Source organism: Phenylobacterium sp., assembly GCF_965284355.1.
Lineage (GTDB): Bacteria > Pseudomonadota > Alphaproteobacteria > Caulobacterales > Caulobacteraceae > Phenylobacterium.
The window spans coordinates 2,189,194-2,212,525 of the sequence record NZ_OZ260078.1 but is presented as its reverse complement, the minus strand read 5'-3'; the positions used below and the strand labels follow the sequence as shown (position 1 = coordinate 2,212,525).

Sequence of the window (23,332 nt, the reverse complement as noted above, 5' to 3'; positions counted from 1 at the left end):
CCTAGGCGAAGTTGAGCAGCGCCAGGCCGACGCCGCCGATCGCGATCCGCAGCCAGCCGAACGGCGCGAGGCCGCGGCTGGTGACGACCGCCAGCATGGTGCGGATGACCACGATCGCCACCAGGAATGCGACCACGAAGCCGATGGCGATCAGCGGCATCGTATCGGCGGTCAGCTGATCGCGGCTTTCCCAGGCGTCGAGCACGAACGCGCCCAGCATGGTCGGGATCGCCAGGAAGAACGTGAACTCGGCGGCCGCGCGCTTCTCCACGCCGAACAGCATGCCGCCCACGATGGTGGCGCCCGAGCGTGAGACGCCCGGCATCATCGCCAGCACCTGGAACAGGCCGATGGCCAGCGCCTTCAGGATCGGCAGCTTGAAGGGATCGTGCGCCACGGGCTTGGGGGCCAGGCGGTCGATGAACAGCAGGACGACGCCCCCGATGATCAGCGAGATGCACTGGACCGTCGGGTTGTCGAACAGCACCGCCTTGATGAAGTCGTGGAAGATCAGGCCCAGCACCACCGAGGGGAGGAACGCCACGATCACGGTCAGCGCGAACTTCCGCGCCTCGGGGTCGGTCGGCAGGCCGACCACCTGCTTCCAGAGCTTGCCGAAGTAGAGGACGACCACGGCCAGGATGGCGCCCAGCTGGATCATCACCGCAAAGGTGTCCCAGAAGCCGTTGGGCAGCCCCAGAGCCTGCTTGGCCAGCAGCATCATGCCGGTCGACGAGACCGGAATGAACTCTGTCAGGCCCTCGATGATCCCCAGGATGACGGCATAGACCCAGTCCGGCAGCACGGCGCGCTCACTTCAAATCGCGAGGGATTCGGCGACGACCGACCCGTACTCCGACCATAGGGAGAAACGCAATGATCTTAAAATTGGACTAAATAGGCGAATGAAGAACGGGACGCCTGCTGAACGCTTCGAACGCCCGCTCATATAATCCATAAAATAGACAATGACCTTTCCAGCGCTGAAATCGCGCTCTAGATGGCCGGCTCGGACAGATTGAGAGGCCCCATGGCCGAGCGCATGCTGAAGTTCACGGTCACGCCGCGGGCGACGCCTGAGAAGCGGGACGCTGCCGCGCGCGCGGGCGACTTCCACGAGATCTATCGCGAGTTCATCGACGCCAAGGCGACTGAGCAGGCCTCGCGCTGCAGCCAGTGCGGCGTGCCGTTCTGTCAGACGCACTGTCCGCTCCACAACAACATCCCCGACTGGCTGCGGATGACCGCCGAGGGGCGGCTGGAGGAGGCCTACCAGCTCTCCCAGGCCACCAACGCCATGCCCGAGGTCTGCGGCCGCATCTGCCCGCAGGACCGCCTCTGCGAGGGCAACTGCGTCATCGAGCAGTCGGGTCACGGCACCGTCACCATCGGCTCGGTCGAGAAGTACCTGACCGACAAGGCCTGGGAGATGGGCTGGGTGAAGCCACTGGCCGCCGGGGAAGCGCGAGGCCGCTCGGTGGGGATCGTGGGCGCCGGACCGGCGGGTCTGGCGGCGGCGGAGCGCCTGCGCGAGCTGGGCTATGACGTCACCGTCTATGACCGCCACGACCGGCCCGGCGGCCTGCTGGTCTACGGCATCCCCGGGTTCAAGCTGGAGAAGGACATCGTCGAGCGGCGCACGCGCCGGCTGGCCGAGGGCGGCGTCGTCTTTGTGTTGAACTTCGAGGTCGGTCGCGATGCGACGCTGGCCCAGCTGCGCGAGAAGCACGACAGCGTCCTGGTCGCCACGGGCGTCTACGCGGCGCGCGACATGGCCATCCCGGGCTCCGGGTCGACCGGCGTGGTCGCGGCGCTGGACTACCTGATCGCCTCCAACCGGAAGGGCCTGGGCGACGCCGTGCCGGACTTCGACTCCGGCGCCCTGGACGCCAGGGGCAAGGCAGTCGTGGTGGTGGGCGGCGGCGACACCGCGATGGACTGCGTGCGCACCGCCATCCGCCAGGGCGCGACCTCGGTCACCTGCCTCTACCGTCGCGACCGCGCCAACATGCCGGGTTCGGACCGCGAGGTGAGCCATGCGGTGGAAGAGGGCGTGGTCTTCGAATGGCTGGCCGCGCCGAAGGCCGTGACGGGCGACGCGCTGAAGGCGGCCGGCGTCGTGGCGGCGCGCATGCGCCTGGGCGCGCCGGACGCTTCGGGTCGGCAGGCGCCGGAGGAAGTCCCCGGCGGCGACTTCGACCTCTCGGCCGATCTCGTCATCAAGGCGCTCGGCTTCGATCCCGAGGACCTGCCAACCGCCTTTGCGGCGCCGGAGCTGGCCGTCACCCGCTGGGGCACGGTGAAGGCCGACCTGCGCAACCTCCAGACCGCGATCCCGGGCGTCTTCGCCGCCGGCGACATTGTCCGCGGCGCCTCGCTCGTCGTCTGGGCCATCCGCGATGGCCGCGACGCGGCCGAGGCCATCCACCGCTACCTCGAGGCGCACGCCCGCGCCGACCTGATCGCCGCGGAGTGACGACGATGACCGAGTTCACCGACCGCTACGAACGCGACCGCGCCCGCCTCATCGAGGCCAACGGCTATGACATCACGCAGCAGCACGACGCTTGCGGCGTCGGCCTCGTCTGCGCGATCGACGGCCAGCCGCGCCGCGAGGTCGTCGAGCTGGCGATCCGCGCGCTGAAGGCTGTCTGGCACCGGGGCGCCATCGACGCCGACGGCAAGACCGGCGACGGCGCCGGCGTGCTGGTTTCGGTGCCGCAGGACTTTTTCGCCGCCCACGTCGAGCGCATCGGCCACAAGGTGCGCCCCGGGCCCATCGCGGTCGGCCAGGTGTTCCTGCCCCGCGTCGACCTCGCCGCTCAGGAGGCGTGCCGGACCATCGTGGAAAGCGAGGCCCTGCGCTTCGGCTTCTACATCTATGGCTGGCGGCAGGCGCCCATCGACACCTCGGTGATCGGGGAGAAGGCCAACGCGACGCGGCCCGAGATCGAGCAGATCATGCTGTCGCCGCCCAAGGGCCTGGAGGGCGAGGCGCTGGAGCGGGCTCTGTTCCTCTGCCGCAAGCGGATCGAGAAGCGCGTGGCCGCGGCCAACATCCAGCACTTCTACATCTGCTCGCTGTCGGCCCGGGCGCTGATCTACAAGGGCATGTTCCTGGCTCAGCACATCGACGAGTTCTATCCGGATCTCACCGACCCGCGCTTCAAGGCGGCGGTGGCGGTGTTCCACCAGCGCTATTCCACCAACACCTTCCCCGAGTGGCGGCTGGCCCAGCCGTTCCGGATGCTGGCGCACAACGGTGAGATCAACACCGTGAAGGGCAACATCAATTGGATGAAGAGCCACGAGATCCGCATGGCGGCCGGGGCCTTCGGGGACTACCAGGACGACATCAAGCCGGTGATCCAGCCGGGCGGATCGGATTCCGCGGCGCTGGACAACACCTTCGAGGTACTGGTGCGCGCCGGCCGCGAGGCGCCGATGGCCAAGACGCTGCTGATGCCCGAGGCCTGGGCGGCGCGCTCGCCGGAGCAGATCAAGGACAGCCACAAGGCGCTGTTCTCGTACTGCAACGCGGTGATGGAGCCGTGGGACGGCCCCGCCGCGATCTGCGCCAGCGACGGACGCTGGGTGGTGGCCGGCAAGGACCGCAGCGGGCTGCGCCCGATGCGGGTGGCCGAGACGTCGGACGGCCTGCTGATCGTGGGCTCCGAAGCCGGCATGTGCCGGGTCGAGGAGAGCCGGATCGTGCGCAAGGCCCACGTCGAGCCCGGTCGGATGATCGCCGTCGACCTGGTGGAGGGCCGCCTCTACCACGAGGAGGCGATCCTCGACCGGCTGGCCGCCGAGCATCCCTACGACAAGTGGCTGGGCAACATGGTCGAGCTGGAGGCCCGCATCGGGCCCGGCGACGAGCCCCGCATGTATGCCCGCGAAGAGCTGGTCCGCCGGCAGACCGCCGCCGGCCTGACCCTTGAGGACCTGGAGCTGATCCTGGCTCCCATGGTTGAGGAGGCGAAGGAGGCCGTGGGGTCGATGGGCGACGACACGCCGCTCGCGGTCCTGTCGAACCAGTACCGCCCCTTGAGTCACTTCTTCCGGCAGAACTTCAGCCAGGTGACCAACCCGCCGATCGACTCCCTGCGCGAGACGGCGGTCATGAGCCTGAAGACCCGGTTCAAGAACCTGGGGAACATCCTGGCCGAGGACGAGACCCAGACCGACGTCTTCGTCATGGAAAGCCCGGTCCTGACCACCGGCATGTTCCTGCGGGTGGTGGGCGAGATCGGCGAGAAGAACATCGCCGTCGTCGACTGCACCATGCCGATCCCGGCGCCCGAGGCGCAGGCCGGCGACGCCTTGCGCGCCAACCTCGACCGCATCCGCGCCGAGGCCGAGGACGCGGCGCTGCGCGGGTGTTCGACCATCGTGCTGACCGACGAGGCTTCGGGGCCGGATCGCGTGGCGCTGCCGATGATCCTGGCGACGGGCGGGGTGCACGCCTGGCTCGTGAGCAAGGGGCTGCGCTCCTACGTCTCCATCATCGTCCGCTCGGCCGAGTGCCTGGATACGCACGCGTTTGCCGTCCTGGTGGGCGTGGGCGCCACGGCCGTGAACGCCTACCTGGCGCAGGACAGCTTCCTGGATCGCCTGGAGCGCGGCCTGACGGGCGACCTCAGCCTTCGCGACCTGTGCCTCAACCACAAGAAGGCGATCGAGGGCGGGCTGCTCAAGATCATCTCCAAGATGGGCATCTCGGTGATCTCGTCGTACCGGGGCGGCTACAACTTCGAGGCCGTGGGCCTGTCGCGCTGCCTGGTCGCCGAGTTCTTCCCCGGCATGCCGTCGCGGATCTCGGGCATCGGCCTGGCCGGCATCGAGGCCAAGGCCGTCGAGCTGCACCGCAAGGCCTGGGACCCGGCGGCGATCAGCCTGCCGGTGGGCGGCTTCTACAAGGCCCGGCGCTCGGGCGAGGCGCACGCCTTCGAGGCGCGGATGATCCACGTGCTGCAGTCGGCCTGCGACCGCGGTGACTACGGCCTCTACAAGCGCTTCTCGGAGGGCGTGCGGACGTTCCCGGCCATCCAGCTGCGCGACCTCCTCGACATCCGCGCCGAGGGCAAGCCCGCGCCGCTGGAAGAGGTCGAGAGCGTCAACGAGATCCGCAAGCGCTTCGTCACGCCGGGCATGAGTCTGGGGGCCCTCAGCCCCGAGGCGCACGGCGTGCTCAACATCGCCATGAACCGGATCGGCGCGAAGAGCGTCTCGGGCGAGGGCGGCGAGGACAGCGCCCGCTACAAGCCCCTGCCCAACGGCGACAATCCCAACTCGGCGGTGAAGCAGATCGCGTCGGGCCGGTTCGGCGTGACCGCCGAGTACCTGAACCAGTGCCGCGAGATCGAGATCAAGGTCAGCCAGGGCGCCAAGCCCGGCGAAGGCGGCCAACTGCCGGGCTTTAAGGTGACCGAGCTGATCGCCAAGCTGCGTCACGCCACGCCCGGTGTGATGCTGATCAGCCCGCCGCCGCACCACGACATCTACTCGATCGAGGACCTGGCCCAGCTCATCTACGACCTGAAGCAGATCAACCCCGACGCCCGGGTGACCGTGAAGCTGGTCGCCATGACCGGCATCGGCGCGATCGCGGCCGGCGTCGCCAAGGCCAAGGCCGACACCATCCTGATCTCGGGCAACGTCGGCGGCACGGGGGCCAGCCCGCAGACCTCGATCAAGTATGCGGGCGGCCCCTGGGAGATGGGGCTCAGCGAGGCCCACCAGGTACTGACGCTGAACAACCTGCGCCATTTCGTACGGCTGCGGACGGACGGCGGCATCCGCACGGGCCGTGACGTGGTGATCGCCGCCATGCTGGGCGCGGAGGAGTACGGGATCGGCACCGCGAGCCTGATCGCCATGGGATGCATCATGGTGCGCCAGTGCCACTCCAACACCTGCCCGGTGGGGGTCTGCACCCAGGACGAGGCGCTGCGCGCGAAGTTCACCGGCGCGCCTGAGAAGGTGATCAACCTCTTCACCTTCATCGCCGAGGAGGTTCGCGAGATCCTGGCTGGCCTGGGCGCGCGCTCGCTGCAGGAGATCGTGGGGCGCACCGATCTGCTCATGCAGGTGAGCCGCGGCGGCGAGCACCTGGACGACCTCGACCTGAACCCGCTGCTGGTGAAGGCCGACCCCGGGGCCAACAAGCCCTACTCGACGGTCGTCGGTCGTAACGAAGTACCGGATACCCTCGACGCCCAGATCGTCCGCGACGCGGCGCCCTTGCTGGAGCGCGGCGAGAAGATGCAGCTCACCTATACCGTTCAGAACACGGCGCGGGCCATCGGCACGCGGACGTCGTCGCACATGGTCCGCAAGTTCGGCATGGACGGCCTGGCGCCCGGCCACCTGACCGTTCAGCTCAAGGGCTCGGCCGGCCAGAGCCTCGGGGCCTTCGCGGTCCAGGGGCTGCGTCTGGAAGTGACGGGCGAGGCGAACGACTATGTGGGCAAGGGCCTGTCGGGCGCCACCATCGTGGTGCGGCCGACGCCGGGGCTGGCCAACCCGCACCGGCAGGCGATCATCGGCAACACGGTGCTCTACGGCGCGACGTCGGGCCGGCTGTTCGCCGCGGGCGTGGCGGGCGAGCGGTTCGGCGTGCGCAACTCCGGCGCCGTCGCGGTCATCGAGGGCTGCGGCGCCAACGGGCTCGAGTACATGACCGGCGGGACCGCGGTGATCCTGGGGCCTGTGGGCTTCAACTTCGCGGCCGGCATGACCGGCGGCATGGCCTTCGTCCACGATCCCGACGCGCGCCTCCGCCTGTCGCTGAACCCCGACAGCGTGGTCACCTGCCCGGTGGCCTCGGCCCACTGGCGGGGCGTGCTGAAGGCTCTGGTGGAAGAGCACGCCGCCGAAACCGGCTCGCCCTTCGCCGCCGACCTCCTGCGCAACTGGGATGTGGCCCTGAAGCAGTTCCTGCAGGTCTGCCCGAAGGAGATGGTCGGCCGGCTGGATCACGCGCTCGAGGCCGAAGAACGGGTCCACGAGCGGGCGTAGCTTCCCTCCCCATCAAGGGAGGGAAGGTTCCGGCTCCGGACCGACGTACCGCGCCCGAGGCCGGATCAGCCGGTCCTGCTGGCCCTGTTCGATGGCGTGGGCGATCCAGCCGGCGCATCTCGCGACGCTGAAGAGCGCGAACGGCGCGTCCTGCGGCAGGCGCAATGCTTCGCAGCCGGCCATAAGGGCGAAGTCGACGTTGGCGGCCTGGCCGGTGATGGCCCAGACCATCTCCTGCAGCCGCGCCAGCCCGGGCGGGGGCGTGAAGCGGTCGAGCAGGGCGGCGGCGCGTGGGTCGCCGTCGGGATAGAGGTTGTGGCCGAAACCGGGCAGGGCGCGGTCGTCGGTGAGCCGTGCGGCGATCGCCTCGCGCGGGCCTCGCTCGGCGGCCTCGGCGGCGAAGCGGCGGACGGCCTCGGTCGCCCCGCCATGGCGCGGGCCCGAGAGCGTGGACAACCCCGCGAGCGCTGACGCCGCCAGAGAGGCGCCGGTCGACGCCGCCACCCGCGCCGCGAAGGCCGAGGCGTTCAGCTCATGGTCGGCCACCAGCACCAGGATGCGGCGGATCAGGTCGGCGCCCGGCCCGCCCGGCCCCTGGCCCCAGGCCAGCGCCAGACGATTGTGGATCGCGCCGCCGCCCACCTCGCCGGCGATCGCGTCGGTCAGCACGTCCAGCAGGGTCGCGGCCTCGACCGCCAGCGCTAGGGGCGCGCGGCCTCGCGCGGGGGGATCGGTCGCCGCCCGCTGCGCCAGGGCCAGATAGCCCCGCGTGCGCATGTCGGGGCCGGGCGGTGGCTGGGGCCGGTCGGTGCGCTTCAGCGCGGCGCCATGGCCGCCGCGCAGCAGTCGCGCCACGGATTCCAGTGTCTCGGTCTCGGCCAGCCGGATCGCGTCGCGCCCGCGGTAGAACAGCCGCCCGCCGCTGACGGTGGTGATCTCGGAGCTGAGCACCGGCTCGCCCCAGCTGATAGCCCCCTCGGCCACCTCGGAAATCTTGCGGCTGCGCGACTTGCGCTCAGTCAGCGCCGCGATGTCGGCGGCCCGATAGAGGCTGCGGCGTGGATCGGTGGGATCGGGCCGCACGCTCACCCGGCCCCGGCTCACATAGGCGTACAGCGTCTGGGGCCGCACCTTCAGGCGGGCCTGTGCTTCCTCGGCGGCGATCCAGTCGGTCTGCGGCATTATATATTGATCATATTGATCAAGATTGACGGTAGAAGGTTGAAGGCATTTTCCTCGCTCCGCAAGAGAGAAGGAGAACCCTATGACCGCTGCTTCCGATGGCTTGGAAGGCGTCGTCGCCGCTGAAACCGTGCTGAGCGAAGTGGACGGCTCGAACGGCGTCCTGATCGTCCGCGGCCGTTCGCTGGACGAACTGGCCGGCCGCACGACGTACGAAGACATGGTCGGCCTGCTGTTCGACGGCTTCTATGCCGACCTGCCGGCCGATATCCTCGCCGCCCTGGGCGCCGCGCGCGTCGAGGTGTTCAAGGAGGTGGCCGCGCTTGACACCGGCCTCCTGGACCGCACGCCGATCGAGGCCATGCGCGCGCTGACCGCCCGCCTGGGCGATGGCGACGACGCCCAGGTCGCGTTCCGCCTGCTGGCCGCGCCGGCGGTGTTCACCGCCGCGGTGGTCCGCGCCCAGGCCGGCGAGGCGCCGGTGGCGCCCGACCCCACGCTGCGCCATGCCGCCGACATCCTGCGCATGCTGCGCGGCGCGCCGGCGAGCGCGGCCGAGGCCGATGCGCTGGATACCTACCTGGTGACCGTGGCCGACCACGGGCTGAACGCCTCGACCTTCGCGGCCCGCGTCGTGGCCTCGACCCGAGCCGGCCTGACCTCGGCTGTCCTGGCGGGCATCAGCGCCCTGAAGGGCCCGCTGCATGGCGGCGCGCCCGGTCCGGTGATCGAGATGCTGGACGAGATCGGCGAACCCGGAAACGCCAGGGCCTGGATCGAGGGCGCGCTGGCCCGTGGCGATCGCCTGATGGGCTTCGGTCACCGCATCTACAAGGTGCGCGACCCGCGCGCCGACGCGCTGAAGGCCGCCGTTCGCTGGCTGGACGCGCGCCAGGGCCGGCTCGAGTTCGCCGAAGCCGTGGAGGCCGCGGCGCTGGCCATCCTACGCGAGCACAAGCCCAACCGCGCGCTGCAGACGAATGTCGAGTTCTACACGGCGCTGCTGCTGGAGGCCCTAGACTTCCCCCCCAGCGCCTTCACCAACGTCTTCGCCATGGGCCGCGTGGCCGGCTGGCTGGCTCACGCCCGCGAACAGCTCGCCGGCGGCCGGCTGATCCGTCCGGCGAGCGTCTACGTGGGGCCGATGCCGAAGAAGGCGGCCTGAAACGCAAAGGGGCGGCAGGTCGCCCTGCCGCCCCCCGACCTTGTCCGACGCGAACCCTACTCGGCCGCGATCAGGATCTGCTTGGCCTTGTCGGCGAAGTTGATCTCCTGGAGGTAGCGGATGCCCTCTTCGGCGATCGCATCGCCGACCATCGCGTCGCCCTCGGACTTCAGCTCGTCCATGTCGACGTACATGGCGTAGAAGCCCTTGGTGCGGTCGGTGATGATGCCGGCGTTCAGCAGGGTCTTCACCAGCACGCGGAAGATGTTGGCCTGTTCCTTCATCCCCTCGCGACGGCTCTCGTCGGTGATGATGGTGGCCAGCTCTTCGATCACCTTGTCCGGGTCGAGGCCGAATTCCTCGTACAGGCTGCGCTGCTGCGACGGCCCGACCAGGTTGAACAGCAGGGTCTGGAAGCACTGGGCGGCCCAGAGCTCGATGACCTCATGCTCCTTCTCCGACAGATGCGGGATGGTGCGGTCGGCCCAGATCTTCCCGAACTTGTGGTGGAAGGCCTCGTCGGTCATCACCAGCTGCATCAGCTTCTTGGCCAGCGGGTCGTTGCTCACCTTGAAGAAGGTGGCGAAGGCGCCCATCGCCAGGCCCTCGACCAGCATCTGCATGCCGACGATCTTCTTGTAGACCTCGGGGCTGCCGATGATGTCGACCAGCAGCGCCTTGAGCGTCGGGCCGCACTCGACCGGACGGCCCCAGCGGGCCTTGATGTACTTGGCGAAGGCCGTCACGTGACGGGCCTCTTCGCGGGTCTGGTTCGCCGCGTACTCCTGCGCGCCCTGGTCCTTCAGCACGTGGCAGAGGCTGGCCGACAGGTTCAGCGCGCCCTGTTCGCCGTGCAGGATCGAGGAGAAGGAGCGGAGCGCGAACTGGTTCACGAACCGGATGCGGTCCTTCGGGTCCGACAGCCGGTCGGAGACGTACTTCGTCTGCAGCGAGACGACCATGTCCTCGGGGAGAACCATCTGGTTCTCCATGTCGAAGGGCTCGTCGAAGTCGATGTACTTCTTGTCCAGCGGATCCCAGAAGTGATCGTGGGTCGCGCTGATGATCTTGTCGAAGGCGGTCGAGCGGTTGTTGTACCGGTCGAGCTCAAGCATGGACTCGAAGTCGTCGGGGGCAACCGCGTCGTAGATGATGTCCTTGGTGATGTTGCCGTCGGCGGCCATGGGGGAGTTCCTCACCGTTTTGTGTGGCGGCACCCTGATGGCGGAATGGCTACGAGTCAAGAAAGTGACGCGGGTGTCACTTTCGTAACCTTACGGCGCGGCGCGTTCGCTCGCACCGTTCAACGCGTGAGGGCCGGCCGTAGCTCGATGGTGGCCGCGGTTCGTTGGGCGGCGCCGGCCACTGCCAGCGTGCGAGCGATCGGCGCGCGAGCCTTCAGGTCGGGATGCCACACCAGCAGCGTCGCCGCCCCGGCCGGCGCGGCTTGGACCACGGCCACGCCCTGCGGATTGGACTTGGCCGCGAAGGGCGTGTCGCTGACGAAGATGAAGGCGATCATGCTGTCGTGGATGTTGCAGCCGAGCGAGACGGCGCCCGGCTTGTCGAAGGTGATGCTGCGGGTCTCGTCGCGGCCGTAAAGCTTGAGCTCGAACTTCTTCGCCGCCGAGAACGAATAGACGTGGTGGCGCACCTTGTCCTTGTTGGGGAACGAGACGGTCGAGCCCAGCGGCACGATCAGGACGTAGGGCGTGAACTGCGTGTTCTGCTGCGCCATCACCATGGGCCAGCTCACCTTCATGGGCGTGCCGGGCGGCACGCCGCCGGCGGGCCGGATCATGACCACGGCGTCGCGCACAGGCTTGCCGGTCTGGTCGCGGACCTCGACGGAGACATCGCCGGCGACGGCGGGGGCGGCGGCCAAGGCGGCGGCCAGGGCGAGCGGGGCAAGTGTGCGGCGCATGATCCTTAGTACCGTCGATCGCCTGAACCGGATGTAAAGGCTTCCCCGTCTAGTTGTGGCGGCTCGATCTGTGCGTGAGGGCGTCATGAAACTGGGCTGGATTGCCCTGGCGGCAGCGACCGGGCTCACGGCGACGCCAGCCGCCGCCGAGGAAATCCGCACGCTGGGCAAACTGCTGCTGACCGGCGGCGTCACCACGGTGGAGGGCTCCGCCGGCGGCGGCCTGGCCAGCTGGGCCGTCATCACCGGCTACGAGACCCGGGAAGGCATCGGCGCCAACGCGCATGCCACGCTGGTCGCGCTGCCGGACTACCAATTCCGGGCCTATGGCGCCGCGGTCGGACTCTACGACCGCGTCGAGCTCAGCTACACGCGCCAGGCGTTCGACACCCAGGGGACGGGCGCCAAGCTGGGCCTCGGCAAGGGGTTCACATTCCACCAGGACATCTTCGGGGCGAAGGTCCGGGTGCTGGGCGACGCCGTCTACAATCAGGACACCTGGGTCCCGCAGGTGGCGGTGGGCGTGCAGTACAAGAACGCCGACAAAGCCGCGGTGATCGGGCTGCTGGGCGGCCAGGATGACGACGGGGTCGACGTCTACGTCGCCGCCACCAAGGTGCTGCTGGCTGAGAGCCTGGTGTTGAACGGGACGCTGCGCGCCACCAAGGCCAACCAGACCGGCCTCCTGGGTTTCGGCGGACCCGGCGCGGACGACTACACGGTTCAGTTCGAAGGCTCGGCCGGCATGCTGCTGTCCAAACGCCTCCTGGTCGGCGCCGAGTACCGGACCAAGCCGAACAAGCTTGGTCTTAAGGAAGACGACTGGTTCGACGTGTTCGCGGGCTACGCGGTGAACAAGAACCTTTCGGTCACGGCGGCTTACGCCGACCTCGGAACCGTCGCCACGTTCAAGGGCCAGCGCGGCCTCTACCTCTCGCTGCAGGCAGGTTTCTGATGCTGAAGGTCCTGATCGTCGCCGCCGCGCTCGCCGGCGCGCCTGAAAACCCGTCGCCGACCCATCCGAACGAGGAAGCCGTCGAGCCCTACGCCCAGTCCAACGCCAATGCGGGCGCCACGCCCTTCGCCGAAAAGGCCATGTGGGAGGCTTTCCACGGACAGGCAGGCGTCGATCGGATCGTCGATGAGCTTGTGGATCGCAGCGTCGCCGACCCGCGCATTTCCGAGATCTTCAAGTCCCACGATCTGGTGCGCCTGCGGCGGACGCTGAAGGAGCAGTTCTGCTACATCCTGAACGGGGGCTGCGACTATACGGGCCGGTCGATGGCGGACGCGCACAAGGACCTGGGCGTCCAGAACGCCGACTTCAACGCGCTGGTTGAGCACCTGCAGGTGGCGATGGACCGCGAGAAGATACCGTTCCGCGTCCAGAACCGCTTCCTGGCCAAGCTGGCCCCGATGCAGCGGCAGACCGTGGAACGCTGACCCGGGAAGACCCGAACCGTCGCGTCCCATCTTGACCGCGACGCGATCCTGAGGCCAAGCCAAGGGGGGCTTTTCGAACGGGCAGGCTACCATTCTCGAGACCTATCGCGGGCTGCGTGAGCGGCCGTGGGCCGGATACGGCCTGTCGCTGGCGGCATTCGCGGCGGCGCTGGTCCTGCGCCTGGACATCAGCGCCGGCCTGCCGCCCGGCTTCCCCTACCTGACGTTCTTCCCCGCGGTGATCCTGACGACCTTCGTCGCGGGTCTGTGGCCGGGGATCCTGTGCGCCGTGCTCTCGGGCCTGGCGGCCTGGTACTTTTTCATCCCGCCGTTCAATTCGTTCGCGATGAACGGGCCGACCGTTCTGGCGCTGGGCTTCTACGTCTTCATCGTCACGATCGACATCGCCCTGATCCACCTGATGAGCCTGGCGACCGAACGCCTGAACGCGGAGCGGCGGCTGACATCCAAGCTGTACGACCAGCAACGCACGATGTTCCAGGAACTGCAGCACCGGGTCGCCAACAACATGGCCTTCATCGCCGCCATCCTGCAGTTGCAGAAACGTAGCGCGCCGAAGTCCGACGACGCCGGTTCGGCCCTCGACGCTGCGATCGTCCGGATCGACACCATGTCGCGGATCCACCGGCGCCTGTACGATCCCGAGACCTCCAGCCGCTCGCTTCAGGCGGCCTTCGAAGCGCTCGCCGCCGATCTGGTGGAGATCTCGGGGGTTCCCGGCGTCCAGGTCGATGTCGACATGCCCCAGGAGTCCATCGATCTGCCCCGGCTCATCACGCTGTCCCAGTTGCTGGCCGAGTTGGTGATGAATTCCCTGAAGCACGCCTTCGTCGGCCGCCCGGGAGGCCGCATCTGGATCAGCCTGCGCCGCCGAGGCGACGACCAGTTCGAATTGACTGTCCGCGACGATGGGCGGGGCTTGGGCCATGCCAAGACCAAGCCGGGCGCCGGCCTTGGCGACCGCATCGTCAAGAACCTTGGCGCACAGCTTGGCGGCCAAGTTGAAGTCACCGACGCGGCCGGCGTGACGACCCGCCTGATCTTCCCCGCCTGACCGAGGGCATCAGACGTCGAACTTCACGCCCTGGGCCAGGGGCAGGGTCGAGCCGTAGTTCATCGTGTTGGTGGCGCGGCGCATGTAGGCCTTCCAGGAGTCGGAACCGGCTTCGCGGCCGCCGCCCGTCTCCTTCTCGCCGCCGAACGCCCCGCCGATCTCGGCGCCCGAGGGGCCGATGTTGACGTTGGCGATGCCGCAGTCCGAGCCGCGCGCTGAGATGAAGAGCTCGGCTTCGCGCATGTCGTTCGTGAAGATCGACGACGACAGGCCTTGGGGCACATCGTTCTGCAGGGCGATGGCCTGATCCAGGTCGCGGTATTTCATGACGTAGAGGATCGGCGCGAAGGTCTCGCGCTTCACCACGTCGACCTGTGAGGCGATCTCGACCAGAGCTGGGCGGGCGTAGAAGGCCTCGCCCATCTCGACGCGCTCGCCGCCGGTGACGCCGCCGCCGGCCGCCTTCGCGTCGGCCAGGGCGGTCTGCATCAGGTCGAAGCCTTGGCTGTCGATCAGCGGGCCCACCAGCGTGCCGGCCGCGCGAGGATCGCCCACCGGTACGGTGCCGTAGGCGGCCTTCAGGCGCGGGACGAAGGCGTCGTAGACGCTCTCGTGCACGAACAGGCGGCGCAGGGTGGTGCAGCGCTGGCCGGCGGTGCCCATGGCCGCGAACGCGACGCCACGGATGGCGAGGTCGAGGTCGGCGGTGGGTGCGATGATCGCGGCGTTGTTGCCCCCCAGCTCAAGCAGGGCGCGGGCGAAGCGCTGGGCCAGGCGCGGGCCGACGGCGCGGCCCATGGCCGTGGATCCGGTGGCGCTGACCAGCGGGACCTTCGGATGGTCGACGAGGGCCTCACCCACCTCGCGGCCGCCGATCACGACCGACGACAGGCCCGCGGGCGCGTCGCCGAACCTGGCGCAGGCGCGCTCGAACAGCGCCTGGGTGGCCAGTGCGGTCAGCGGCGTCTTCTCGCTGGGCTTCCACACGCAGGCGTCGCCGCAGACGAAGGCCAGCGCCGAGTTCCACGACCAGACGGCCACGGGGAAGTTGAAGGCCGAGATCACGCCCACCACGCCCAGCGGGTGCCAGGTTTCCATCATCCGGTGATCCGGACGCTCGGTGGCGATGGTCAGACCGAACAGCTGGCGCGACAGGCCGACGGCGTAGTCGCAGATGTCGATCATCTCCTGGACTTCGCCGAGGGCCTCCGAAGTGACCTTGCCGGCTTCCAGGGTGACCAGGGCGCCCAGGTCTGCCTTGGCCGCCCGCAGCTCTTCGCCCAGCAGGCGGACCAGCTCGCCGCGGCGGGGCGCGGGTACGTTGCGCCAGGCGAGGAACGCGCCGTGGGCGGCCTCGATGGCGGCGTCGACCTCGGCCTTCGAGGCGTCATGCACATGGGCCACGACTTCGCCGGTGACGGGCGAGCGGACGGGGCGGTTCCCGCCGTTCCAGAGGGCCTCGGCGACGCCCAGGCGGCCGAGCACGTCGGCGGCTTCGGCGGCGGCGGAGGTGATCTTGGCTTGCACGGTCATGGTCTACTCTGCAGCAGCGCGAAGGAGCGGGGCCTCCGGCGCGTAATAGCGCCCGAAGCGGTTCGCGAGGAAGGCGTGCAGCGGGATATCCTCCTGCCGGATGAAGCCCTGCGCGGGCAGTGAGCCGTCTGCCAGCATGTCCAGCACCGCGCAGATGGCGCCGGCGGTGGTGATCTGGATGGCGCTCTTCACCTCGCCGCCCACTTCCTGAGCGAAGACCTTGTTGACGTAGGTCTCCTGCATCAGGTGGCCCTTCTTCATCCCCGAGACGGTGACGAAGACGATGACCACGTCCTGCATGGTGGCCGGGACCGAGTTCTCGAGGATGTCCTTGAGAACGTCGCGGCGGTTGCGCAGGTTCAGGTCGTTCAGCAGCGCCTTGATGATCGCCGCGTGGCCCGGATAGCGAATGGTCTTGTAGTTGAGGTTGCGGACCTGGCCGTCCAGCGTGTGGCACAGGGTGCCCAGGCCGCCCGAGGTGTTGAAAGCCTCGTAGGTGACGCCGTCGAGGGCGAACTCCTCGCGCTCTTCCATGGCCGGCGTCTCGCGCAGCGCGCCGTTGACGATGGCCTCGCAGGGCTCGCAGTACTCGTTGATGACGCCGTCGGTCGACCAGGTGAGATTGTAGTTCAGCGCGTTCGAGGGATAGCGCGGCAGGGCGCCGACCCGCAGGCGCACGTCGTGCAGCTGGTCGAAGTGCTTGATCAGGTCCCAGGCGGCGATGGTGATGAAGCCGGGGGCCAGGCCGCATTGCGGGATGAAGGCCGTCGCGGCGTCGGCGGCGAGGTCGCGGACCACGCGGCTGGAGGCGACGTCCTCGGTCAGGTCCAGGTAGTGGGCGCCGGCGGCCTTGGCGGCGCGGGCGACGGCGATGGTCAGGTGGTAGGGGGCGCAGTTCACGGCGGCGAAGCAGCCGGTCATAGCGCCTTCCAGCTGGGCCGGGTTGTCGATGGCGAGGGCGGCGGTGGAGATCTGGGCGCGGCCGGCGAACTCGGCGAGCGCCTCGGCCGACTGGTCGATCAGCACGACCTCGTAGCTGCCCGAGCCGACCAGCAGGTCGACGACGGTGGATCCGATCTTGCCTGCCCCGACGACGGCGACCTTGCGCATGGTGTGACCCCTTGTTGTACTGACCCCAGGATCTGGGCCTTGGCGGCCACTTTCAATTGGCGCACCGGCGATATGCTGGTGTAGTTTGGGCGAATTGACGATCCTATTGTGCGGAACGACGAATGGATGACCTCGACGAGCATCTGCTGGCGCGGCTGCGGGACAATGCGCGGGCGCCGGTGGCGGAGCTGGCGCGGGCGCTGGGGCTGTCGCGGACCACGGTGCAGAGCCGGCTGGCCAAGCTGGAGCGCAGCGGGGTCATCGCGGGCTATGCGGTGCGTCTGGCGGGCGCCTACGAGGCCGGCCGGGTGCAGGCGTTCGTCATGCTGACGGTCGAGCCCAAGCAGGCGGCGGCCGTGACGGCGGCGCTCAAGCGGATGCCGGGCGTGCGGCGTCTACAGTCTGTTAGCGGGCCGTTCGATATGATCGCTACGGTTGAGGCCGCGGGGGTCGCCGACATGGACGCCGTGATCGACGAGATCGGCGCCGTGAAGGGCGTCGAGCGGACCAACACGTCGCTTGTCCTGTCCACGAAGTTCGATCGCTGATGGCCAAAATCGTCGCTGTCCACGCCCACCCTGACGACCTCGAGATCCTGGCCGGCGGCACGCTGGCCTATCTGGCGTCCCTGGGACATGCGGTGACGATGGTGACGGCCACGGCCGGCGAGGGCGGCTCGGCCGACCTCCCGCCCAACGAGACCGGTCGAACGCGGCTGGCCGAGGGCGCGGCGGCCGCGGGCCGGATCGGCGCCCATCACAGGTGCCTGGGCTTCCCGGACCTGGGCGTGTTCAACGACGACGCCTCGCGCCGGAAGGTGACCGAGCTGTTGCGCGAGACCACGCCGGACGTGGTCATCACCGCCTCGCCCGCCGACTACCACCCCGACCACGAGGCGATCAGCCTGCTGGTGCGCGACGCCTGCTTCGCCGCTCCTGTGGCCAACTATCGCACCGGCGCCGCGCCGGCGCTGCCGGGCATCCCGCCGCTCTATTTCACCGACGCCATCGGCGGCCGCGACCGCGACGGCAACCCGCTCCGTCGCGAGTTCGGTGTCGACATCGGCCGGCACTACGACACCAAGCGGGCGATGGTGGCCGAGCATCGCAGCCAGGTAGCCTGGGTGGCCCGACAGCACGGCATCTCCGATTTCGTGGGCGACATGGACGCCTGGACCCGCAAGGTCGGCCACGATTTCGGCGTCAGCTACGCCGAGGGCTTCCGCCAGTACCGCCACCCGCCGTACCCGCGCGAGATGAAGCTGCAGCACCTGCTGGGCGCGGTGGTTCTGAATCCCTGAGGGGCGCCTCGCACCCCTCCTCACCCGTAGGGGGAGGGGGAACACCCTTAGCTCAGCGCTCCCGGCGAAGCCCCCTCCACCATGCTGCGCATGGTCCCCCTCCCCCCTACGGAGGAGGAGGTGATGCTTCAGGCGCTCGCCGGCGCTTTGCACGCCGCGTCATACCTCGCCCACATCGGGGCGCAGTTGATGACCTGGCGGGCTTCCATGGCACGGTCGATGGCCATGACGGTCAGGCCGGCTTCCATCGACTCGTATGGGGTCACGGGGAAGGCGGCGCGGGATTCCAGGGCGGCCAGCAGGTCCAGGGCCATGGCCTGGTCGGCGCCGTTGTGGGCGTCGGCGGTGACGCCGCCGTATTCCACCTTCTCGGGCTTGCCGCGGAACAGGGCGCGGCGGACCATCAGCTTGTTGCGCACGAGGTCGGCGATCAGCGTGCCGTCGGTCCCGGCCACGTACCAGCGGCGCTCGGTCAGCGAACTGTGGCTGTTGGCGTGGAACGACAGCCGCACCTGGTTCTCGTACTCGACCAGCGCCACCTGATGGTCGGTGACGTCCATGTCGGACTGGAAGGCGTCGTTCGAGGCGTTCCAGCCGGCGTCGCGATAGGCGTAGGCGTCGGAACCGTCTTCGTAGACGCGCGCGATCTCGCCGCGGTCCGACCTGAAGATGCGGCGACCGCCGAAGCTGGCCACCCGCTCGGGCCGCGCGCCGACGAAGCGGCCAAAGACGTCGAAGTCGTGGACCACCTTGTCCAGCAGATACGATCCGCCCCAGGCCTGTTTGCGCCGCCAGTTGCGGGCCAGGTAGGCGCCGTGTTCGGGACCCAGGTGCTCGGTGGCGTCGATGGAGACCAGCTCGCCCAGTTCGCCGCGGTCGATCCGATCGATCACCTCGCGCACGATCGGCAGCGAGCGCATGACCAGGCCCACGTAGATCGGGGGCGCCGGCTGGGCGAGCCGGCGGGCCAGCGCCTCGGTCTCGTCCTCGGTGCGCACGATCGGCTTCTCGGCGAAGATCGGCCAGCCGGTCTGCATCGCCACCATCAGGTGCTCGAAGTGCAGATGGTTGGGCGCGCCCAGCATCAGGAGATCGTAGGGCCCTCGCGCGATCAGCTCGGCCGGATCGGCGCATGGCCGGCCCATGCGGATGTCGGCCGCCTCCAGGATCGGTGCGCCGACCGGGGCGGGATCGGCATAGGCCTCGAGCACGAAGCTCCAGCCCACCTCCTTCATCGCCGCCAGGACATGCGCGATCCGCTGGCCCAGGCCGATGACGCCGATGCGGTAGGTGGTCATGTGATGTCTCCCCCTTGGGCGCATCAAGCCACGCCAGGCAAGGCGCGCCAAGTTCCTCTCCATCGCGATGCTGGAGGGGGACCGCGAAGCGGTGGAGGGGGCGCTGCTCGTGGCAAGACGGGTCAGCCGCTCGGCGGGCGGCCCCAACGCCCCTTCCACCACTTCGTGGTCCCCCTCCCCGACATCGGGGGAGGAACTCGTTGCTCCAACCACAGTGTTCGACAGAACAGCGTGCGACGATTGGGCGAATGGTACGGCTCGGTTACCCCGCTTAAACATAAGAGCGTCAAGGATGCCCGGCACTTGGGGAGCCCCGTCGGGCGATGAGATCTCTTTCGCGCAGGTTTCTGGTCAGCGTCGGCGTCATGTCGCTGCTCGTGACCATCCTGGGGACGCTAGGCGCCTTCCTGGTCTTCAAGCGCGAGCTGGAGCAGCGCCAGATCGCGTTCCTGCAGGACTATGTCCGCGAGCGCTCCAGCAACGTCGAACGCCGCTTCTCCAACCTGACGGCGCTGCACCAAGCGGCCGGCGAAGAGCTCGAGCGGCGGATCAATCACATCTCCGAGGCCGAGACCGAGCGGATGCTCGAGGAGTACTTCCCGCTGCGGCCGGACGGGACCCGCCGCAGCCGCGATGCGTACTTCGACGGCACCATGATCAACGCCAGCTACCTCTACGGGATGGGCTCGTTCATCGGCGACGCCGAGACCCTGCCGATGGACCAGAAGAAGGCGCTGGTGACGTCGTTCCGCCTGGTGGCGACCTTCGGCCAGGCGGCGCGCAAGGACTACGACAACTTCTACTTCTTCATCCCGCCGCACACTCGGCTGGTGATGTTCGGGCCCGAACGTCCCGACAAGCTGATGTTCTACCGCCACGAGGCGCCGGCCGATCTCGACATCTCGAAGGAAGAGATGATGTCGCTGACCATCCCGGCGAACAATCCGCGGCGCCTGACACGCTGCACCAACCTGCAGCGGCTGATCCAGGACACGGTGGGCGAGCGCCTGGCGACGGCCTGCCTGACGCCCGTCTACGTCAACAACCGCTACGTCGGGGCCTTCGGCTCTACGATCGAGCTGACCGGGTTCCTGGCCAATGCGGTCAAGACCTCGCTGCCGGGCGCCTCGACCCTGCTGGTCACCGGCAAGGGCGAGCTGATCGCCTATCCGGGCTTCACCACGCCGGGCAAGGCCTCGGAAAAGACCGTCGCCCGGTACGAGCGTGAACTGCAACTCAAGGCCCTGGTGGACGCCATCCGCAAGACCGGCAAGATCAGCGGAGTGATCACCAGTCCCGACGGCCAGCAGATCGTGGCGTTCGGCCAGCTGGCGGGGCCGGACTGGTACCTGATGCTGACCTATCCCCGGGCCCAGGTGGCGGCCTCGGCCGCGCGATCGGCCTCGTGGCTGCTGGTGGTGGGCGCGATTTTCGCGGTGATGCAGACGCTGCTGGTGGTGTTCGTGGCCCGGCGCGCCATCGTCTGGCCGCTTCAGCGGCTGGCGGACTCGTGCGAGCCGGGCCAGTCGGCGCGACCGGACGTCAGCGAAGAGGAGGCCCGCAACGACGAGATCGGCGTGCTGGCCCGCGCGCTGCGCGCCGACCGCGAGAAGGCCGAGGGCATCATGGCCTCGCTGGAGGACCGGGTGCAGGAGCGCACCGCCCAGCTGGAACGCGCCAATGCCGAGAAGTCGCGGTTCCTGGCCAACATGAGCCACGAGCTGCGCACGCCCCTGAACGGGGTGATCGCCATTTCCGAGACCCTGTCGCGCGAGCAGGCGACGCCCAAGGGCAAGGAGCTGGCCGAGCTGATCGTCTCGTCAGGCCGCCTGCTGGAGCGGGTGCTGACCGACATCCTCGACTTCTCGAAGATCGAGGCCGGCGAGATCAAGCTGAGCCGCGACGAGTTTTCGATGACCACCCTGGTCAGCCGGATCGCTGAGCTGCATCGGGCTTCGGCCGAGACCAAGGGCCTTGGGTTCAGCTGGGTGGTGGCGCCCGAGGCCGACCGCCGGTTCGCGGGCGATACGGTACGCCTGACCCAGGTGCTGTCGAATCTGCTGTCCAATGCGGTGAAGTTCACGGAGGCGGGCGACGTGCGGCTGGAAGTCGAGGCGGCCGGCGGCGCGGTCTGCTTCACCGTCGCCGACACGGGCATCGGCTTCGACGACGAGGTGCGCGAGCGCCTGTTCCGCCGCTTCGAGCAGGCCGACGCCTCGATCCGCCGCCGCTTCGGCGGGACGGGCCTGGGGCTGGCGATCAGCCGCTCGCTGGTGGAGCTGATGGGCGGCACGATCTCGGTGGCGTCGGAACCCGGCAAGGGCTCGACCTTCTCGGTGATGACCCCGCTCGAGCTGTTGGACGGCGCGGCGGTCGAGGTCGAGGAAGACGCCTTCGAGGGTTTCGATATCGCGGGCGCGCGCGTGCTGCTGGCCGAGGACCATCCGACCAATCAGAAGGTCGTCCAGCTGGTGCTGGACTCGGTCGGGATCGAGCCGGTGATCGTCGAGAACGGCCGGCTGGCTCTGGAGGCGCTGCAGGCGGGCCGGTTCGACGTGGTGTTGATGGACATGCAGATGCCCGAGCTGGACGGCCTGTCGGCGACCGCTCAGCTGCGCGCCTGGGAGCGTGAGCAGGGCGCGCCGCGGACACCGGTGATCATGCTGACCGCCAACGCGCTGGATGAACATGTGAAGTCCAGCCTTGAGGCGGGGGCCGACGCCCACCTCTCAAAGCCGATCCGCGCTGACGCCCTGATCGAAGCCATCCTGCATGCGATGGCTGGCGCCGAGGGACAGGCGGAAGAGGCGGCGGCGTAGCGCGGACCCTTTCAGACGCGCACCTCCTCTCCCAGGCGCGGAGCGCGGTGGGAGAGGCCGGGAGAGGGCGGCGCCGCGCTGCGATGTTGCCGGGAACCAGCAAGATTCGCCAACGCCGTGCGCGGGGGCGTCGTCCCGCAAAATCCGCGGGCGGCCACCGATCCTGTGCGATCTGACCATTTGAGACGATGCCGCCGCTAAGCGCGTTAACTTGACCTTTAAGCCGCCCGGGTATCCACGTTCCATGGCTTGGCGCGGATATCAACCGCAGATCATTCCGAGGGCATTAACGCCCGAGGAGTTCGAGTTGCTCGTGAGGCGCCACGAGGCGTTCGTCGGCGGACGGCGCGGCGGAACTCGAGCGATCCAACGCCTAATCGTCGCTCGTCGACTAAGGTGCGACCGCAGAAATCTGTCCGACGCCGACTTCACCGGAGCTGACCTGTCGGCCACGACATTCATTGCCAGTCGACTGCAGCGCACCAGCCTGCACTGTGCGAACCTGGCGAACACCAATTTCACCGGAGCGGATCTCACGCGGGCAGACCTGCGGGGGGCGAACCTCGCGGGCGCCGTCCTGAAAGATGCTGTCATGGACGAGGCGGATCTGCGAGCCGCTGTCCTCGTCGCGGCGGACGATCTCGTGGGATTGCAATGGATCGGGGGCGCCGGAAGCCTCGCGGGAGCGCGCTTGGAAAATGCGGAGCTTAGCGATGTGACAGCCCACTCCGTCGACTTCAGCAACGCGACGCTCAGGGGAGCTCGACTACGCGGCGCAAATCTCAAGAATGCAAACCTGTCCAACGCCAACCTTGCCGACGCTGATCTCCAGGGAGCACGGCTGGAGGGCGCAGTGCTACGAGGATCGATTCTCACCGGGATTGATATTCGTGCGCTCGGTTTGCCGCCGTCGCGCTTCAAGGACTGCCTCCTCGATCCCGACGAGACAGCGGTTGAGGCCGCCGAGGTCCTGCTGCAAGGCGCGCGAAGCATGGACCTCTGGGCGCGCACGGGTGGCCGAGAGGGTGCTCCTTTCGCGTTAGACGGCGGAGATATCCGACCGCTGAAAGGGCAACTGGCCGGGCTCTCGCTTCCGGGCCTATCGGCGCGTCGTGCTCTCGCGGTCGGCGTCAGCTTCCGCGGCGCCCAGTTGGCCGGGGCGACCTTCGACGGCGCGGACCTCCGGGCGGCGGATTTCAATGAGGCGGACCTGCGAGGCGCCTCTTTCAAGGGCGCAAATCTGGCGCACGCATCATTCGCGCGGAGTGACGTTGGCAGCCTCAGGCTTGTCAACGGTGCGGTGAAGCTCGTGGAACTTGACGGCGCTGTGTTGTCAGGGACGGGCTTGGCCTCAATGGTCCGCGCACGACCTGCAGACGTATGAGCGCCCATCGCACGGGCCGTAAACGGCTGAAGGGCGGCAGTGATCGCGCAATTCTGAGGTGCGTTAAACCCACGGCGCT

General features: G+C 68.6%; 17 protein-coding genes. 10 read left to right on the top strand and 7 right to left on the bottom strand.

The genetic code is table 11. The features are described from left to right. Position 1 precedes the first annotated feature (1 nt). Positions 2-802 carry an undecaprenyl-diphosphate phosphatase gene (locus ACQ66R_RS10700; RefSeq protein WP_430426253.1) on the bottom strand — a complete coding sequence of 267 codons (801 nt, stop codon included), beginning with the start codon at positions 800-802 and terminating at the stop codon, positions 2-4. A gap of 228 nt (positions 803-1,030) precedes the next feature. Between ACQ66R_RS10700 and ACQ66R_RS10695 the strand changes: the two genes are divergently transcribed. Together ACQ66R_RS10695 and gltB are read left to right on the top strand one after the other, a co-directional pair. Then, on the top strand, positions 1,031-2,476 hold the full coding sequence (locus tag ACQ66R_RS10695; RefSeq protein WP_430421793.1) for an NAD(P)-dependent oxidoreductase: 1,446 nt from the start codon (positions 1,031-1,033) through the stop codon (positions 2,474-2,476). 5 nt (positions 2,477-2,481) lie between these two features. Continuing rightward, entirely contained in the window at positions 2,482-7,020 is a 4,539-nt protein-coding gene (gltB, locus tag ACQ66R_RS10690) for a glutamate synthase large subunit (protein WP_430421791.1), read from the top strand. A 12-nt stretch (positions 7,021-7,032) separates the two neighbouring features. On the opposite strand, the gene ACQ66R_RS10685 is transcribed toward gltB, so the two are convergent. Next, positions 7,033-8,202 carry a citrate synthase gene (locus ACQ66R_RS10685; RefSeq protein ID WP_430421789.1) on the bottom strand — a complete coding sequence of 390 codons (1,170 nt, stop codon included), beginning with the start codon at positions 8,200-8,202 and terminating at the stop codon, positions 7,033-7,035. A gap of 82 nt (positions 8,203-8,284) precedes the next feature. On the opposite strand from ACQ66R_RS10685, the gene ACQ66R_RS10680 reads away from it, so the two are divergent. Next, a complete protein-coding gene (locus tag ACQ66R_RS10680; RefSeq protein ID WP_430421787.1) occupies positions 8,285-9,367 on the top strand; it encodes a citrate synthase/methylcitrate synthase in 1,083 nt (360 codons plus the stop codon). Between the two features lie 56 nt (positions 9,368-9,423). Here the strand turns inward: ACQ66R_RS10680 and ACQ66R_RS10675 are convergent, their stop codons facing one another. Together ACQ66R_RS10675 and ACQ66R_RS10670 are read right to left on the bottom strand one after the other, a co-directional pair. Next, a complete protein-coding gene (locus ACQ66R_RS10675; RefSeq protein WP_430421786.1) occupies positions 9,424-10,551 on the bottom strand; it encodes a ferritin-like domain-containing protein in 1,128 nt (375 codons plus the stop codon). Positions 10,552-10,670: 119 nt separating this feature from the next. Next, the gene (locus tag ACQ66R_RS10670) at positions 10,671-11,291 is read right to left on the bottom strand and encodes a methylamine utilization protein (RefSeq protein ID WP_430421784.1); all 621 of its coding nucleotides are present in this window, start codon (positions 11,289-11,291) and stop codon (positions 10,671-10,673) included. 85 nt (positions 11,292-11,376) lie between these two features. Between ACQ66R_RS10670 and ACQ66R_RS10665 the strand changes: the two genes are divergently transcribed. From ACQ66R_RS10665 to ACQ66R_RS10655, 3 genes are all read left to right on the top strand, one after another. Then, positions 11,377-12,246 carry a DUF3034 family protein gene (locus ACQ66R_RS10665; protein WP_430421782.1) on the top strand — a complete coding sequence of 290 codons (870 nt, stop codon included), beginning with the start codon at positions 11,377-11,379 and terminating at the stop codon, positions 12,244-12,246. Next, a complete protein-coding gene (locus tag ACQ66R_RS10660) occupies positions 12,246-12,734 on the top strand; it encodes a group I truncated hemoglobin (RefSeq protein ID WP_430421780.1) in 489 nt (162 codons plus the stop codon). The genes ACQ66R_RS10665 and ACQ66R_RS10660 overlap by 1 nt, the downstream gene beginning before the upstream one ends. 91 nt (positions 12,735-12,825) lie before the next feature. Continuing rightward, a complete protein-coding gene (locus ACQ66R_RS10655; RefSeq protein ID WP_430426251.1) occupies positions 12,826-13,809 on the top strand; it encodes a sensor histidine kinase in 984 nt (327 codons plus the stop codon). Between the two features lie 9 nt (positions 13,810-13,818). Here ACQ66R_RS10655 and amaB read toward each other — a convergent pair whose 3' ends face one another. Continuing rightward, complete coding sequence (gene amaB, locus ACQ66R_RS10650; protein ID WP_430421778.1) at positions 13,819-15,342, bottom strand: L-piperidine-6-carboxylate dehydrogenase; 1,524 nt, start codon at positions 15,340-15,342, stop codon at positions 13,819-13,821. 3 nt (positions 15,343-15,345) lie between these two features. Continuing rightward, positions 15,346-16,452, bottom strand: coding sequence for a saccharopine dehydrogenase C-terminal domain-containing protein (locus ACQ66R_RS10645; RefSeq protein ID WP_430421776.1), 1,107 nt, complete (start codon positions 16,450-16,452; stop codon positions 15,346-15,348). 122 nt (positions 16,453-16,574) lie between these two features. On the opposite strand from ACQ66R_RS10645, the gene ACQ66R_RS10640 reads away from it, so the two are divergent. Next, positions 16,575-17,000: an Lrp/AsnC family transcriptional regulator gene (locus tag ACQ66R_RS10640; RefSeq protein WP_430421774.1), complete on the top strand. Its 426-nt coding sequence runs from the start codon at positions 16,575-16,577 to the stop codon at positions 16,998-17,000. Then, positions 17,000-17,752: a PIG-L deacetylase family protein gene (locus ACQ66R_RS10635; protein ID WP_430421772.1), complete on the top strand. Its 753-nt coding sequence runs from the start codon at positions 17,000-17,002 to the stop codon at positions 17,750-17,752. The genes ACQ66R_RS10640 and ACQ66R_RS10635 overlap by 1 nt, the downstream gene beginning before the upstream one ends. Positions 17,753-17,880: 128 nt before the next feature. Here ACQ66R_RS10635 and ACQ66R_RS10630 read toward each other — a convergent pair whose 3' ends face one another. Continuing rightward, positions 17,881-19,050, bottom strand: coding sequence for a Gfo/Idh/MocA family protein (locus tag ACQ66R_RS10630; RefSeq protein WP_430421770.1), 1,170 nt, complete (start codon positions 19,048-19,050; stop codon positions 17,881-17,883). Between the two features lie 323 nt (positions 19,051-19,373). Here ACQ66R_RS10630 and ACQ66R_RS10625 point away from each other — a divergent pair, with 323 nt between their 5' ends. Together ACQ66R_RS10625 and ACQ66R_RS10620 are read left to right on the top strand one after the other, a co-directional pair. Continuing rightward, positions 19,374-21,869, top strand: a complete 2,496-nt coding sequence (locus tag ACQ66R_RS10625; RefSeq protein ID WP_430421768.1) for an ATP-binding protein — start codon at positions 19,374-19,376, stop codon at positions 21,867-21,869. A 244-nt stretch (positions 21,870-22,113) separates the two neighbouring features. Continuing rightward, entirely contained in the window at positions 22,114-23,253 is a 1,140-nt protein-coding gene (locus ACQ66R_RS10620; protein ID WP_430421766.1) for a pentapeptide repeat-containing protein, read from the top strand. Positions 23,254-23,332 lie beyond the last annotated feature (79 nt).